The following is a 14,266-nucleotide window of genomic DNA, read 5'->3' as shown; positions in this document are numbered from 1 at the left end:
CGCCGGGGCTTATCATGAAGCGCGCCAAAGCGAAACCATCGTTGCGGATGCGGCAGGGTCTATGCCGACAACCGGGCCATGGGTCGCAAAATGGCCCGGCTGCCAGCAGGCAGAAGGAACTGCCTATTCCGCACGCCTAACGATCCGGCCCGGCCAGCGCATACCCTGAATTGGGTATGGCCGTGCCGGAAAGGTAAAAAAATTCGCTCAAAATGCCGCGAATTCAATGGCAAAGCGAAACGGTCAGGCCGCCTGGGCCAGCATTTCCCGCTTCATCGCCGTGAACATCCGGCAGGGTGGGATGTTGCGCCATTCCACCCGTTCCTGAATGGCATCGAACAGGGGCGAGAGCAGCCGGCGCATATAGCCGGAATATTGATAGACCAGGAAAGCCCCGCCATCCTTCAAGACCGACTGGGTTTCGGCGCAGATCGCCTCGCCCACGCCGTCCGGCAAAGTCGAGAAGGGGATGCCGGACAAGATATAGTCCGCCTGCGCATAGCCCGCTTCCTTGATGAAGCGTCGGACATCGGCGGCGGAGCCGTGGACGATGCGCAGCCGGGGATCAGCGATCTCCGCCTCCAGATAGGCGACGAAATCGAGATTGAGGTCGATAGCGAGCAGGGTCGCGTCCGGGTGCAGCCGGTCCAGAATGGGGCGCGTGAAGGTGCCGACGCCCGGTCCATATTCCACGAACAGCCGGGTCCGCTGCCAGTCCACGCCCTCCAGCATGCTGTCGACCAGCATCTGGGAGGACGGGATGATCGACCCGATCATGCCCGGATGCTTGATGAACTGCCGGAGGAACATGCTCCATTGACCCAGGAAGGTGGAGGAGCGTTTTCCAGGAAGGACCCGATTTTTCTTCTTCAAAGGAATGGAGGCCATTCATTCTCGCCTGTCTGCCTTGACCTGACCGACTCGCAAAAATCCCGGCGGCATGCAAGCGCCTTCGCGGTGGAAGGGTGAAATCGATGGAGTTAAACGGCATGTGTTCCTGCGCAGGCAGGAACCCAGTTCCGACGTTTGGACTGGGTTCCTGCCTGCGCAGGAACAGGTTGTAGCTATGGGCAATATATCTATGGACGATCAGGTCATTCCTTGACGCGCGCCCGCAACATGCCGGGCGAGACGAAGCCGATGGGATCGATCTGCATCACGCTTTGCTTGAGCGTCGCCTGGATCTGCTCATATTCGCGCTCCATTTCGGGCGTGACGGAGGCGCGGGTATCCTCCAGCGCCGCCTCGAAATGGGCCTGCGTCACCTTGTCCACCGAGAGCGACTGACGCAGCGCGATCAGGCCTGCGCGGCGGACCAGATCCTCCAGATCGGCCCCGGTGAAGCGCTCGGTGCGCTCCGCCAGCACATCCAGATCGACATCCGCGGCCAGCGGCATCTTGCCCGTGTGGATGGACAGGATGCGCTTGCGCCCGGCCTGATCGGGCACGGGGACATAGATCAACTCATCGAACCGCCCCGGCCGCAGCAGCGCCGGATCGATCAGCGTCGGCCGGTTGGTCGCGCCGATGACGACGACCGATTGCAGCTCCTCCAGCCCGTCCATTTCGGCCAGGATGGTGTTCACCACCCGCTCCGTCACCTGCGGTTCGCCCAGTCCCCCGCCGCGCGCGGGGACCAAACTGTCCAGCTCGTCGATGAAGATGACCGTCGGCGCCACCTGCCTGGCGCGGGCGAAGAGGCGGGCGATCTGCTGTTCACTCTCCCCATACCATTTGCTCAGCAGGTCGGAGGATTTGGTGGCAATGAAATTGGCCTGCGCTTCCCGCGCCACCGCCTTGGCCAGCAGGGTCTTGCCGGTGCCGGGCGGGCCGTAGAGCAGGAAACCCTTGGCCGGTCGGATGCCGATGCGGCGGAAAGCGTCAGGATCCTTGAGCGGCAGTTCCACCCCCTCCTTGAGGCGCATCTGCGCATCGTCCAGCCCGCCAATGTCGGCCCAGCCGATGTTCGGCGCCTGCACCATCACCTCGCGCATGGCGGAGGGCTGGACGCGCTTGATCGCGGCCATGAAATCCTCCCGCGTGACGGATAGCTCCTCCAACACGTCGGGCGGTATCGTCCCTTCCTCCAGATTGAGGCGCGGCATGAAACGGCGCACCGTCTCGATCGCCGCCTCGCGGGTCAGCGCGGCGAGGTCAGCGCCGACAAAGCCATAGGTCATGCGGGCGAGTTCGCTGAGGTCGACCTTGTCGCCCAACGGCATGCCGCGGGTGTGGATGCCCAATATTTCCCGCCGCCCGCGCTCGTCCGGAACGCCGACGATGATTTCTCGGTCGAACCGGCCGGGACGGCGCAGCGCCTCGTCAATCGCCTCGGGCCGGTTGGTCGCGGCGATGACGACCAGGTTGGTGCGCGGCTCCAGCCCGTCCATCAGCGTCAGCAATTGCGCGACGAGACGCTTTTCCGTCTCGCCGGTCACATTGCCCCGCTTGGGCGCGATCGAATCGATCTCGTCGATGAAGAGAATCGACGGCACAGCCTTGGCGGCGGCCTCGAATATCTCGCGGAGCTGCTTTTCCGACTCGCCATAGGCCGAACCCATGATCTCCGGGCCGTTGATCAGGAAGAATTCCGCTTCCGATTCATTGGCGACGGCGCGGGCGAGCCGGGTCTTGCCGGTTCCCGGCGGGCCGTGGAGCAGCACGCCCTTGGGCGGATCGACCCCCAGCCGCTCGAACAGTTCGGGATAGCGCAGCGGCAGTTCCACCATCTCGCGCAACTGGTCGATCGCCTCCGCCATGCCGCCGACATCGTCATAGGTGACGTCGGCGCGGCGGGATTCGCGCGGCTCCTCATATTCGGCGCGCAGTTCGACTTCGGTGTCGGCGTCGAGCATCACGAAGCCCTTCGGCACGGTGGACACCACCACCAACCGGATTTCCTGCAGGGCGTAGGCGGGCGCGGCCAGCATCTGGCGCAATTGGGGCGGCATGTCGCCGGGCGGCACCTGTTGCTGTCCCGCCGTGGCGACGATGTCGCCGGAGGCAAGCGGCCGCTGGAAGAAGACCCGCTTCAACGCTTCGGGATTGCCCTGCAACCGCAAATTATTTTGTGCAGGCGCGAAGACGACGCGCTGGGCGGGGCGTGGTTCGACCTTGCTGATCAGGACGAAGTCGCCCGATCCGACCCCGGCATTGGCGCGCTGAAGCCCGTCAAGGCGCAGGACGTCAAGCCCCTCATCCTCCTTATAGGGCCGCACCACCCGCGCGGGGGTGGAGCGCTTGCCGGCGATCTCGATCACATCGCCTTCGGTCAGATGAAGTTCGGCCATCACCGCCAGCGGCAGCCGCGCAAGGCCGCGCCCCGCATCTTCCGGCCGGGCGTTGGCCACCTGTATCCTGCGTCCTGCGGTTTCTTCTTCGGCCACGTCGGCTTCCCCGTTCTTGTCGCTGCGTAACGAGATAGGGAACGTCGCGGCCAAGGGAAAGGGGCCATGGAGAAGCCCGAAACGAATAAAAAAAGGGCCAGCCCGAAGGCCAGCCCGGAAAGTTTATAGGAGAGGATGCCTGAAAGGCCTTTCCTATGTGCAGTGCGGGATGTATTTTCGCAAGTGCGAAAAGAATCGAGGAGTTGCAATTTTTGCATCTTGCCAACCGCCCTTTTTTCCTGCTCAGTGGCCCTCACTTTGGAATGAGGATGCTTGGGAGCCGGTTTGCGCGCCGCTTGAGAAGAAGCAATGACGCGTCGCAGCGGATTGGCCGGATGAACATGACGGTTTATGCGTAGATTGCCGCCTCTTACGGCCCTGGAGGCCTTTGTTCAGGTTGCCCGCCTTGGATCGGTCAAGGCGGCGGCGGAGGAGCTTGCCCTGTCGACTCCGGCGCTCAGCCGCCGGGTGCAGGCGCTGGAGCGGTTCATCGGCCGGCCCCTGTTCGACCGCAAGCATCAGGCGCTGGAAATCAACGCCGACGGGCAAAGGCTGCTGGACGACATCGCCCCGGCGCTGGATTCGCTGAGCCAGGCGCTGGAGAATATCCAGAGCGGCGGCAACCAGTTGCGGCTGCGGCTGGCGGTCATGCCGCTGTTCGCGACGCAACGGCTCTTTCCCCATCTGGGCGCCCTGCGACAGCGGCATCCGCAACTGCATATCGACATCGAAACCACCCCCTATGCCGTGGCGCGGCTGGGCGAAGGGCTGGACGCCGCGATCGTGCTGGCGAAGGACATCGATCCGGCGCTCTATGCCCATGAACTGGACCATGACGAGGTCTATCTGATCGGTCGCAAGTCGCTGCTGGAGGCGCCGAACGCGCTGACCTCTCCGCAGGAGCTGGCCAATCATACGGTGCTGCTGCACCGCGACATGGCGCTGGCGTTCGAGGCGTGGAAGGAGGCGGTCGACCTGCCCGACCTGCAACCGCTGGCGATCGACAATTATGATTCCGGTCAGTTGATGCTGGAGGCCGCCGCCCAGGGGCTGGGCGTCGCCGTGATGCATGCCAGCCACTATAATGAAGCGCAGGACCCGCGTCTGGTCAGGCTGTTTCCGGAGAACCGGGTCGAGAGCCCCTATCGCTATTATTTCGTCTGCCGCCCGCGCGCGCTGCAGACGCGGGCGGTGCGCATCTTCCGCGACTGGCTGATCGGCGCGGATATATAATATAGGCCTATCAACGCCTTGCCGCTTTTCGCTTGGCGCATCCTTAACCTTGTTTAGCCGCCGCCGTTATAGCAGGCATGACTGGGGCATCATCTTCCGCAAACGCGCAACATGGTCTGACCGACCGCCTGGCCCGCTGGGCTCGCGGCCTTTCGGGCAAGGCCGATGACGAGGACATGGACGAACCGGAGCAGCAGCAACGCGCCCGGGCGGGCAGCGCGGCCAACCGGGAAATCACCCGGCGGCGCAAGCTGTACGAGGATATTGGGGATTTCCTCTTCGCCCATGATCTGGACCTGACGCCGCTCAATTTCGGCGTCGCCCATGATTATCTGACCGGATCGCATATCGGCGTCGAAAAGGCCGTGAAGGCCGTGCTGACCGAGCGCGGCAAGATCACCAATGGCTGGATCGAGAATGTCGCCGCCGAACAGCGCAACGATGAAGTCACGCCCGAAGCGCTGGCTTCCATGCTCGACAAGGTCGAGGAGAATCTGTCGCAATTCACCGGGCTGATGACCGAATCGCGCAATTCGGCCAAGGATTATGGCGCGGCGTTGCAGGAAGAGGTGAAGGGCCTGTCCGCCGGTTCCGATAATCAGCCGGTGCTGACGCGCCTGGTGGCGCTGACCCGGTCGATGGTGGAAAAGACCCGGCAGGTCGAAAGCCAGCTTCGCGACAATCAGAAGCAGACCCAGCTTCTGAAATCCAATCTGGAAAGCGCGCGCCGCGCCGCCGAGCATGACCATCTGACCGGCCTGCCCAATCGCCGCGCCTTTGAAGGGGTGCTGCGCGAGGAGCTGAAACTGGCGCAGGATCAGGGTCAATCGCTGGCCGTGGCCTTTTGCGACATCGACCATTTCAAGCTGATCAACGATGCCCATGGCCATGATACTGGCGACCGGGTGCTGAAATTTGTCGCCGGGCTGCTGTCCAAGGCAAGCAACGATCAATGCCATGTGGCGCGCCATGGTGGGGAAGAATTCGTCATGCTGTTCCGCGGCAAGACGGCGGCCGAGGCTTGCGAGGCGGTCGACAGCGTGCGGCAGGACCTGTCGACGCGGAGCCTGGTCAACCGCGCCAATGGCGAGCGGATGGAGCGGGTGAGCTTTTCCGCCGGGGTCGCCAATGTGCTGGCCTATGAAGACCCCCGCGCCGCGCTCAAGGCGGCGGACCGGGCGCTGTATCTGGCCAAGGAGCATGGCCGCAACCGGGTATATCTGGCGGCGGAGCTGGATTGACCCTCACCCCCCTCCCGCAAGCGTTCAAACGAGGCACGTGACTCGTTTGAAGGGCCGGGGGTGGGCTGGCGCGACATTAACGTCGGTTTTCCACTGGCTAGGCTTGAAGCTCGCTACGCTCGCGCCCACCCCTGCCCCCTCCCGCTTGCGGGAGGGGAATAATCGCTTCAAAAATCGGGCTTTTCATAATGGGGCGGCGGGGTGATCACCTCCATCCGCTCGGAAAGCAACGGGCGGAAGGACGGGCGCGACTTGAAACCCGCATACCAGCGCTTCACCGTTTCATGCCCCGCCCAGTCGATGCCGCCCAGATAATCGGCCACCGACAGATGCGCCGCGGCCGCGATGTCCGCCAGGCTGAGCGTCGGACCCGCCATCCAGCTCCGGTGATCGAGCAGATAATCCATATAGTCCATATGGACATTGGCCCGCTTCATCGCCTCGCGCAGCACGCGGGCGTCAGGCGGGGCGCGCTCGATCAGGCGCTTCTTCATCCGCTCGTGCAGCAGCGGGCCGACGACGTCGCCATAGAAATTCTGGTCGAAGAAGGCAGTCAGCCGCCGCACCTCCGCCCGACCCGCCGCCGTGCCGGAGATCAGCGGGAATTTCTCCACCGTCTCCTCGAAATATTCGCAGATCGCCTGGCTGTCGATCAGGGTGATGCCCTTTTCCTCATCCACCATCACCGGCGTCGTGCCGGCGGGGTTGAGGTCGAGAAATTCGTCCCGCGCGTCCCAGGGCGATTCGCGCACCAGGTCATAGCCCACGCCCTTCTCACCGAGCAGCAGACGAACCTTGCGGGAGAAGGGGCAGAGCGGAAATTGGAAAAGTTGCCACATATTCCCCTCCTGTTAGGCCCAGCGGGCGCATGCGAAAAGCGGCAAATGGCATGATCCTGCTTAATTCCCGGCCGATAATGGTGGAAACTTTGGCGCGGGAAGAATGATCCCGTCTTCCGGTCGCCGCCGCTTGGCTTTAGGACGGCCGGGAAGCGAGAGTTTCGTAGAGGAAAGGATGCCGCATGTCTGACGATTTTTTCCCGGTTCCCGCGGAATGGGCGGCATCTGCCCTGTTCGACCGGGATGGGCGCGCGGCGGATTATCAGCGCTCGATCCAGGATGCCGACGCCTATTGGCTGGAACAGGCGAGGCGGCTCGACTGGGAGAATTTTCCGACGAAAACCAATGAAAGCAGCTTCCACGAGGCCGATTTCGGGGTGAAATGGTTTGCCGATGGCGTGCTGAACGTCAGCGCCAACTGCATCGACCGGCATCTGGCCGAACGCGGCGACCAGACCGCGATCATCTGGGAACCCGACGCGCCGGACGCCGAGCCGCGCCGCTACACCTATGCCCAGGTGCATGAAGAGGTTTGCCGCTTCGCCAATGTGCTGAAGGGCGCGGGCGCGAAGAAGGGCGACCGCATCACCGTCTACATGCCGATGATTCCGGAGGCCGCCTTCGCCCTGCTCGCCTGCGCGCGGATCGGGGCGATCCATTCCGTGGTCTTTGGCGGCTTTTCGCCCGAGGCGCTGGCGGGGCGGATCGTCGATTGCGATTCGACTTTGGTGATCACCGCCGACGAAGGCCGCCGCGCAGGCAGACAAGTGCCGCTCAAGGCCAATGTCGATGCCGCGCTGAAGCTGTGCACCAGCGTCCGCAAGGTCATCGTCGTCCAGGCGACCGGCGGGGCTATCGCCATGGAGGAAGGCCGCGACCTGTGGCTGCATGAGGAGGCGGCCAAGGCGTCGGCGGATTGCGCGCCCGAGCCGATGCAGGCGGAGAATCCGCTGTTCATCCTCTACACATCGGGTTCGACGGGGAAGCCCAAGGGCGTGCTGCACAGCACCGGCGGCTATCTGCTCTGGGCCAGCCTGACGCATGAACTGTGTTTCGACTACCGGCCCGGCGACATCTATTGGTGCGCGGCGGACATCGGCTGGGTCACGGGGCACAGCTATATCGTCTACGGCCCGCTGGCGAACGGGGCGACGACGCTGATGTATGAGGGCGTGCCCAATTACCCGACGCCCAGCCGCATCTGGGAAGTGGTCGACCGGCATCAGGTGCAGACCATCTTCACCGCCCCCACGGCGCTGCGCGCGCTGATGAAGGAGGGGGACGAGTTCGTCCACTCGACCAGCCGCCAGTCGCTGCGCCTGCTGGGCACGGTGGGCGAGCCGATCAATCCCGAAGCCTGGCGCTGGTATCATCATGTCGTGGGCGAGGATCGCTGCCCGATCATCGATACCTGGTGGCAGACCGAGACGGGCGGAGCGATGATCGCGCCGATGCCGGGCGCGACGGACCTCAAGCCCGGTTCCGCCACGCTGCCGATGCCCGGCGTCGTGCCGCAGATCGTCGATGCGGAGGGCCATGTGCTGGACGGCGCGGCCGAAGGCAATCTGGTCATCGCGCAGAGCTGGCCGGGGCAGATGCGCACTGTCTGGGGCGATCATGAGCGCTTCTTCCAGACCTATTTCACCACCTTCCCCGGCAAATATACGACCGGCGACGGGGCGCGGCGGGATGCGGACGGCTATTATTGGATCACCGGGCGCGTCGATGACGTGATCAACGTGTCGGGCCACCGCATGGGCACAGCCGAGGTCGAAAGCGCGCTGGTGCTGCATGAAGCGGTGGCCGAAGCGGCAGTGGTCGGCTTCCCGCACGACATCAAGGGGCAGGGGATCTATGCCTATGTGACGCTGAACAGCGGCGAGGAAGCGACCGACGCGCTGCGCAAGGCGCTGGTGGCCTGGGTGCGGACCGAGATCGGGCCGATCGCGACGCCCGACGTCATCCAGTTCGCGCCTGGCCTGCCCAAGACCCGTTCCGGCAAGATCATGCGTCGCATCCTGCGCAAGATCGCGGAGGGGGAGGTGTCGGCCCAGGCGCTGGGGGACACAAGTACACTTGCCGATCCGTCGGTGGTGGATAATCTGGTCGCCAATCGTCAGGGGTAGGAACCAAGCAGGAGTATTTGATGGATCGCTACAGTAACGTCGCCCGCGCGCTGCACTGGATCCTAGCGATCCTCATCATCTTCAACCTCTTCCTGGGCTTTGCGCATGACGCGCTGCCAAAGGACTGGAAGGTGATGCCCGTCCACAAGTCGATCGGGCTAACCGTGCTGGCTCTGACGGTCGCGCGCATCCTGTGGCGCTTCACCCGCGAGACGCCGCCCCTGCCCGCCGCAATGCCGGCCTGGGAAAAGGGTGCGGCGCATGCCACGCATTTCGCCTTCTATGCGTTCATGCTGCTCGTGCCGCTGACGGGATGGATCATGTCTTCCGCTGGCGATAGGCCGCTGAACTGGTTCTTCCTGTTCGACGTGCCCAAATTCGCGGTGTCGAAGGGCGATGCAATCGTCGGGATTTCAGGGGAGGCGCATGAGGTTCTGGGCTTCGTCTGGGCCGCGCTGATCGTCGTGCATGTGCTGGCGGCGTTGCGGCATCATTTCATCCTGAAGGATGGCGTGCTGCGGCGGATGATTTGATCGGTGTATGGAGGGGTGGATTGCGGACGGTCTGGGTGCTGCCCTCCCCTTCGGGCGCACCGTGCTCCTGCGAAGGCAGGAGCACGGTCCCGCCCTCGGTTGATCAATGCACCGTCTGAACTAGAGCCAATCGACATTCAGCCCTGACGGCCTGCAAATGACGCTTTTCCGTGCTTCCGGTGCTCACGTACTTTGAGTACGCTGTGCTCCGGGTCACGGAAAACCACCGTTTTACCTTCGGTGGCCTTCGGCTCGGCTCGTCATCATCTGAATGTCGATTGGCTCTAGGCTCCTGCCTTCGCAGGAGCACGGTACGCTTAATGGCTAAGAATGACCGCAATTGGCCAAAAACAACCTAATAGCTACACCATCTCGCCCGTCAGCAAGCGCGGCAGCGCGCCGGATTGCCCCCGCGCCTCCGCCATGAAGCGGTTCTTGAGCAGAGACGTGCGCTGCACCGCCGCCAGCCCTGCGCGGCGGACGAGCGAAGGAATGCGCCCCGGCACATCAAACAGCCGGACCAGCCCGTCCATCGCCACGCTGGTCATCATCGCGTCCAACCCGCGCCAGCGCTGATAGCGCGCCAGCAACTGCGCATCGCCCGGATCGAGGCCAAGCCGCATGCCCTCCACCAACACCTCCACCAGCGCCGCGACATCGCGGAAGCCGAGATTGAGCCCCTGCCCCGCAATCGGATGGATCGCATGGGCGCTGTCGCCCACCAGCGCCAGCCGCGTGTCGGTGATCCGCGCTGCATGGTGGAAACCGAGCGGATAGCTGGAGCGCGGCCCGGCCAGCGCGATCTCGCCCAGGAAACCGCCCATGCGCTTCTGCGCCTCCGCCAGCCAGGCGCGTTCAGACAGTTTGAGCATCGCCGGAGCCTGCTCCGTCGGCACGGTCCAGACGATGGCCGAACGGGTGCCCGGCAGCATCGGCAGCAGCGCGAAAGGGCCGCCGGGATAGAATATCTCATAGGCCGTATTGGCGTGCGGCATTGCATGGTCGATGGCCGTCACCATCGCGACATGCTTGTAATTCCAGCGCGTGGTGCGGATGCCCGCAGCCTCGCGGGTCGGGCTGTTGCGGCCCTCCGCCGCGACCAGCAGCGCACCGTGGATGGTCTCGCCGCTCGCAAGGGTCAGCGTCACGCCGTCGGCATTGCGCTCGACATGCAGCGCCCGATCGGGCTGGAAGCGGGTGAGATTTTCCGCCTTTTCCGCCGTCTGCGCCAAGGCGACGCGCAAGTCGCGATTGGGGAACATGATCCCCATCACGCCGTCATCCGCATCCGGCGCAAAGTCGAGCGCACCCGGCTCCAGCCCATCGCTCACCCAGATGCGATCGATCGGGCAGCCCTTGCCTTCCAGATGCTCGGTCACGCCTATGGCCGAGAGCATGGCATGGCTGGTCGAGCTGATGGCCGAGACGCGGCCGTCGAAACCGGCGGCGGTCGTCTCCACAGGATTGGCCGGATCGATCACGGCGCAGCGCACGCCATGACCGGAAAGCGCGATGCCAAGGGTCAGGCCGACAAGGCCACCGCCCAGAATGACGACGTCGAAGCGTTGCATGAGGGCGGTTCTAGGCGCTCATGAGGGGATTGGGAAGGGTGGCAATGGGTCCAGGATACACCGTGCTCCTGCGTAGGCACTCGCATGAGACAAGTGGCTCATGAGAGCCCAGTTGAAACGTCGGAACTGGGCTCCTGCCTTCGCAGGAGCACTGCGTTTTGCCTCAGAGCTTGCGTACCCAATTCGCCGGATCGGCCACCGTGCCGCGCTGGATGCCGGTGAGGTCGGCGCGCAGCGCTTCGGTGACGATGCCGCCGTCGCCATTGCCGATGGTGAAGTCGCCATCGACGCTCTTCACCGTGCCGATCGCGGTCACGACCGCCGCCGTGCCGCAGGCGAAGGCCTCGCGCAGCTTGCCGCTGGCGGCGTCGGCGCGCCATTGGGCGAAGCTGTACAATTCCTCGCGCACTTCATGCCCCTTGGCACGGGCGAGCGAAATGATGCTGTTGCGGGTGATGCCCGGCAGGATCGTGCCGGAAAGCGGCGGGGTGACGATCGATCCGTCATCCATCACAAAGAAGACGTTCATGCCGCCCAATTCCTCGACCCACTTATTCTCCGCGGCGTCGAGGAAGACGACCTGGTCGCAGCCATGCTGAATCGCTTCCTTCTGCGCCACCAGCGAGGCGGCATAGTTGCCGCCGCATTTGGCTGCGCCGGTACCGCCACGCGCCGCGCGGGTGAAATGTTCCGACACCCAGAGCGTGACCGCCTTCTTCCCGCCCTTGAAATAGGCGCCGGCCGGCGAGGCGATGACGCAGAAAATATATTCGTTCGCCGGGCGCACGCCCAGGAAGGTCTCGCTCGCGAACATGAAGGGGCGCAGGTACAGGCTGCCCTCGCCGCCCGGAATCCAGTCGGCGTCGATCTTCACCAACTCCTCGACCGCTTCCAGGAAGAGGTCTTCGGGCAGGACGGGCATGGCCATGCGCTCGGCCGACTCAGCGAAGCGGCGGGCATTTTCCCCCGGCCGGAACATGGCGATGCTGCCGTCTTCCAGGCGATAGGCCTTCATCCCTTCGAAGATTTCCTGCGCATAATGCAGCACCGCGCAGGCAGGATCGAGCTGGAACGGTTCGCGGGGACCGATGGCGTGGCTGTGCCAGCCCTGCCCCTCGGTATAGCGAATCGTCACCATATGATCGGTGAAAAGCTTTCCGAAGCCGGGGTCCGCCAGCAATACCGCGCGCTGATCAGCCGACACAGCCTTGCTGCTGCGGGTGACGGTGAAGCGCGATGTCTGCTGGACGTCCATGACGAAAAACTCCTTTGGGTTGGACGGGCCGCCTATGTCACAGATGGCGGCGCGAAACAATCGGTCAATATTACTGTCCCATATGACTGCCCATAGCCGATCCGATCAGGGTGGCATCTTGGCGCTGGAACGCGGCGCGGCTATCGCTGCGCCATGCACTTTTTTTCCGACAATGCGACGCCGGTCTGTCCGGAGGTAATGGCGGCCATCGCGGCGGCCGACCGCGCCGACCATGGCTATGACGGCGATGGCTGGAGCGCTCGGCTGAACGGCGCCTTTTCCGACCTGTTCGGAACGGAGGCGGTGGCGCTGTGGATCGCGACGGGCACGGCGGCGAACAGCATCGCGCTGGCCTGCCTCTGCCCGCCCTATGGCGGCGTGATCTGCCATGAGGAGGCGCATATCGTTGTCGACGAATGCGGCGCGCCCGGCTTCTACACCCATGGCGCGACCCTGATGGCGCTGCCCGGCGAGGGCGCGAAACTGTCGCCCGAGACCGTGACCGAGCGGCTGAAGGCGATCCGTCCCGACGTGCATCAGGTGCCGGCACGAGCGATCAGCATTACCCAGGCGACCGAATATGGGCTGGCCTATAGTCCCGAGGAGGTGGCGGCGCTGGGCGATCTGGCGCGGGAACATGGGCTGGGTTTCCATATGGACGGGGCGCGCTTCGCCAATGCGGTGGCGCATCTGGGCTGCCATCCGGGCGATGTGACCTGGCGGGCGGGCGTCGACATACTCTCCTTCGGCTGCGTCAAAAATGGCGGGATGATCGGGGAAGCTCTGGTCTTTTTCGGGGGCCAGGCGCAGGCGCGGGCGGCGGAAGCGGCCCGTTGGCGCAAGCGGGCCGGGCATCTCTTCTCCAAGGGCCGCTATCTGGCGGCGCAGGCGTTGGCGATGGTTGAGGGCGACCTCTGGCTGCGCAATGCGCGGGCGGCCAATGCGGCGGCGCAGGCGCTGGCAGAGGGCGCGGCGGGACGACTCATGCATCCGGTCGAGGCCAATGAGCTGTTCGTGCGGCTGACCGAGGCGGAGAGGGCGCAGTTGCGGGCGCAGGGCTTCGATTTCTACGATTGGGGCGCGGATGCGGCGCGGCTCGTCACCAACTGGTCGCAGGATGCCGCCAGCGTGCAGCCTCTGGCCGACGCGCTGAGGGCATTGAAGGAATGAGCGAGGGCAAGGGCGTCGCCTTGCCCTTCATCCTCGTCACGCTGATCTGGAGTTCGACCTGGATCGTCATCCGCGACCAGTTGGGCAGCGTGCCGGCAAGCTGGTCGGTCTGCTACCGCTTCCTGCTGGCGGGGGTGGCGATGGCGATCTTCGCCCGGCTGCGCGGCGTCCCGCTCAACATCGGCGGCAGGGGACTGGTCTTTGCGGGCCTGCTGGGCGTGGCGCAGTTCGTGATGAACTTCAACTTCGTCTATCGCGCCGAGCATTTTCTGACATCCGGCGTGGTGGCGGTGGTCTATGCGATGCTGCTGATCCCCAACAGCATCCTCGCCTACCTCTTCTTCCGCCAGCCGGTGAGCCGGGCTTTCGTCGCGGGCTCCGTGGTGGCGGTGGCGGGGATCGCGCTGATGCTGGTGCATGAATATCGTGGCGCGAGCGTCAGGCCCGACATGGTGTTGCTGGGTGCGGCTTTCTCGATCGCTGGGCTGCTGAGCGCGTCCGCCGCCAATGTCATGCAGGGGATGGAAATCGCCCGGCGGCTACCGATGGTGGCGGTGCTGGCCTGGGCGATGCTGATCGGCGCGGGGGTGGATGCGCTGTTCGCCTGGGTTACGACCGGACCGCCGGTGATCGAGGCGCGGTGGAGCTATCTGGCGGGGATCGCCTGGCTGGGGCTGGCCGGATCGGTCGTGACCTTCCCGCTTTATTTCCGGCTGATCCAAAGGATGGGCGCGGGGCGCGCCGCCTATAGCAGCGTGCTGATCCCGGTGATCGCGATGCTGATTTCGACGCTGGCCGAGGGCTATCGCTGGACGGGGCTGGCGGGTGCGGGGGCCTTGCTGGCGATTGCGGGGATGGTCGTGGCGCTGCGGACAAAGGAGGCTTAGGCGCAACGTGCTCCTGCGAAGGCAG

The 14,266-nt window shown here is 64.5% G+C and carries 11 protein-coding genes; 6 read left to right on the top strand and 5 right to left on the bottom strand.

All coding sequences use genetic code 11. The features are described from left to right. Positions 1-243: 243 nt before the first annotated feature. Positions 244-888 carry a class I SAM-dependent methyltransferase gene (locus HUK72_RS13065; RefSeq protein WP_176597152.1) on the bottom strand — a complete coding sequence of 215 codons (645 nt, stop codon included), beginning with the start codon at positions 886-888 and terminating at the stop codon, positions 244-246. A 206-nt stretch (positions 889-1,094) separates the two neighbouring features. Further along, positions 1,095-3,350: a CDC48 family AAA ATPase gene (locus tag HUK72_RS13060; RefSeq protein ID WP_369805992.1), complete on the bottom strand. Its 2,256-nt coding sequence runs from the start codon at positions 3,348-3,350 to the stop codon at positions 1,095-1,097. Between the two features lie 387 nt (positions 3,351-3,737). Here HUK72_RS13060 and HUK72_RS13055 point away from each other — a divergent pair, with 387 nt between their 5' ends. Further along, entirely contained in the window at positions 3,738-4,619 is an 882-nt protein-coding gene (locus HUK72_RS13055; protein WP_176597150.1) for a LysR substrate-binding domain-containing protein, read from the top strand. Between the two features lie 77 nt (positions 4,620-4,696). Further along, on the top strand, positions 4,697-5,860 hold the full coding sequence (locus HUK72_RS13050; RefSeq protein WP_176597149.1) for a diguanylate cyclase: 1,164 nt from the start codon (positions 4,697-4,699) through the stop codon (positions 5,858-5,860). Between the two features lie 167 nt (positions 5,861-6,027). Here HUK72_RS13050 and HUK72_RS13045 read toward each other — a convergent pair whose 3' ends face one another. Continuing rightward, a complete protein-coding gene (locus HUK72_RS13045) occupies positions 6,028-6,699 on the bottom strand; it encodes a glutathione S-transferase family protein (protein WP_176597148.1) in 672 nt (223 codons plus the stop codon). A 182-nt stretch (positions 6,700-6,881) separates the two neighbouring features. On the opposite strand from HUK72_RS13045, the gene acs reads away from it, so the two are divergent. Next, positions 6,882-8,825 (top strand): acetate--CoA ligase, encoded by a 1,944-nt coding sequence (acs, locus tag HUK72_RS13040; RefSeq protein ID WP_176597147.1) that lies wholly within the window; start codon positions 6,882-6,884, stop codon positions 8,823-8,825. 20 nt (positions 8,826-8,845) lie between these two features. Further along, positions 8,846-9,358 (top strand): cytochrome b, encoded by a 513-nt coding sequence (locus tag HUK72_RS13035; RefSeq protein WP_176597146.1) that lies wholly within the window; start codon positions 8,846-8,848, stop codon positions 9,356-9,358. A 362-nt stretch (positions 9,359-9,720) separates the two neighbouring features. On the opposite strand, the gene HUK72_RS13030 is transcribed toward HUK72_RS13035, so the two are convergent. Then, positions 9,721-10,929, bottom strand: a complete 1,209-nt coding sequence (locus HUK72_RS13030; protein ID WP_176597145.1) for a UbiH/UbiF/VisC/COQ6 family ubiquinone biosynthesis hydroxylase — start codon at positions 10,927-10,929, stop codon at positions 9,721-9,723. Between the two features lie 163 nt (positions 10,930-11,092). Next, positions 11,093-12,184 (bottom strand): branched-chain amino acid aminotransferase, encoded by a 1,092-nt coding sequence (locus HUK72_RS13025; protein WP_176597144.1) that lies wholly within the window; start codon positions 12,182-12,184, stop codon positions 11,093-11,095. A gap of 153 nt (positions 12,185-12,337) precedes the next feature. On the opposite strand from HUK72_RS13025, the gene HUK72_RS13020 reads away from it, so the two are divergent. After that, positions 12,338-13,354 carry a low specificity L-threonine aldolase gene (locus tag HUK72_RS13020; RefSeq protein WP_176597143.1) on the top strand — a complete coding sequence of 339 codons (1,017 nt, stop codon included), beginning with the start codon at positions 12,338-12,340 and terminating at the stop codon, positions 13,352-13,354. Next, a complete protein-coding gene (locus HUK72_RS13015; RefSeq protein ID WP_176597142.1) occupies positions 13,351-14,241 on the top strand; it encodes a DMT family transporter in 891 nt (296 codons plus the stop codon). Before HUK72_RS13020 ends, HUK72_RS13015 begins: the two co-directional genes overlap by 4 nt. Positions 14,242-14,266: the final 25 nt, after the last annotated feature.

This window comes from Sphingobium sp. 15-1, from assembly GCF_013375535.1.
GTDB classification, from domain to species: domain Bacteria; phylum Pseudomonadota; class Alphaproteobacteria; order Sphingomonadales; family Sphingomonadaceae; genus Sphingobium; species Sphingobium aromaticivastans.
The sequence above is the reverse complement of the archived record's forward strand: the minus strand, read 5'-3'. Positions and strand labels throughout refer to the sequence as shown.